Origin of the sequence: Bilifractor sp. LCP19S3_H10 (assembly GCF_052119185.1) — a bacterium.
In the GTDB taxonomy this organism is placed as follows: domain Bacteria; phylum Bacillota; class Clostridia; order Lachnospirales; family Lachnospiraceae; genus Bilifractor.
Genome location: NZ_JBQKFT010000050.1, coordinates 1 through 1,546, shown reverse-complemented (window position 1 = coordinate 1,546; position 1,546 = coordinate 1). Strand labels below are relative to the sequence as shown.

At 54.0% G+C, this 1,546-nt stretch carries 1 rRNA gene; it reads left to right on the top strand.

The annotated features are described in order from the left end of the window. Nucleotides 1–1,546, top strand: a 23S ribosomal RNA gene (locus ACTQZS_RS15315); the annotation flags it as partial.

Sequence of the window (1,546 nt, the reverse complement as noted above, 5' to 3'; positions counted from 1 at the left end):
AGTCAGTACAGGCAGACCCGAAACCGGGTGATCTACCCATGACCAGGCTGAAGCTGGCGTAAGAGCCAGTGGAGGGCCGAACGCACATCTGTTGAAAAAGGTGGCGATGAGTTGTGGGTAGGGGAGAAATTCCAATCGAACCCGGAGATAGCTGGTTCTCCTCGAAACAGCTTTAGGGCTGGCCTCGTTCGAGATCCGTGGAGGTAGAGCACTGAATTTGCAAGGGGGCGTCAAAGCTTACCAAGCGATATCAAACTCCGAATGCCACGCGACCGATGGACGGGAGTCAGACTGCACGAGATAAGTTGGGCAGTCAAAAGGGAAAGAGCCCAGACCCGCGGCTAAGGTCCCAAAGTGTGTGTTAAGTGGTAAAGGATGTGGGATCTCCAAGACAACCAGGATGTTGGCTCAGAAGCAGCCACACATTTAAAGAGTGCGTAATAGCTCACTGGTCGAGAGGTCCTGCGCCGAAAATGTCCGGGGCTGAAACACAACACCGAAGCCTGGGAATGTATTTATACATTGGTAGAGGAGCATTGCATACCTGGCGAAGCAGTACCGGAAGGAGCTGTGGAGGGTATGGAAGAGAGAATGCCGGAATGAGTAGCGAGAGAGAGGTGGGAATCCTCTCGGCCGAATATCCAAGGTTTCCAGGGTAAAGCTGATCTTCCCTGGGTAAGTCGGGGCCTAAGGCGAGGACGAGAGTCGTAGCCGATGGACAGCAGGTTGAGATTCCTGCACTATGATATGACAGAACTGTGGGGACGTATGTGGAGAGCCGGGGCGCGGAATGGAAAGCCGCGTGCAAGCGAAGAGGTGTGTGGCAGGCAAATCCGCCGCATAAGCCAGAGCCGTGATGCGGACCGAAATAGAGTAGGGAAGCCGGTGAGCCATGTACCGAGAAAAGCCGCTATTGTTCATATGATACCCGTACCGTAAACCGACACAGGTGGGTGAGGAGAGAATCCTAAGGCCGACGGAAGAAGCATTGTTAAGGAACTCGGCAAAACAGCCCCGTAACTTCGGGAGAAGGGGTGCCCTTGAAAGAGGGCCGCAGTGAACAGGCTCAAGCAACTGTTTAGCAAAAACACAGGTCTATGCGAAACCGAAAGGTGAGGTATATGGGCTGACGCCTGCCCGGTGCTGGAAGGTTACGAGGAGGGGTTAACAGAAATGTGAAGCTCTGAATCCAAGCCCCAGTAAACGGCGGCCGTAACTATAACGGTCCTAAGGTAGCGAAATTCCTTGTCGGGTAAGTTCCGACCCGCACGAAAGGCGTAATGATTTGAGCACTGTCTCGACAATGCATCCGGTGAAATTGAAGTACCAGTGAAGATGCTGGTTACCCGCGCCAGGACGGAAAGACCCCATGGAGCTTTACTCCAGTTTGATACTGGGGTCTGGTAATGCATGTACAGGATAGGTGGGAGGCTGAGAAGGAAGTACGCCAGTATTTCCGGAGCCGCTGTTGGGATACCACCCTTGCGTTACCGGGCTTCTAACCTGCGCCCGTTACCCGGGCGGGGGACAATGTCAGACGGGGAGT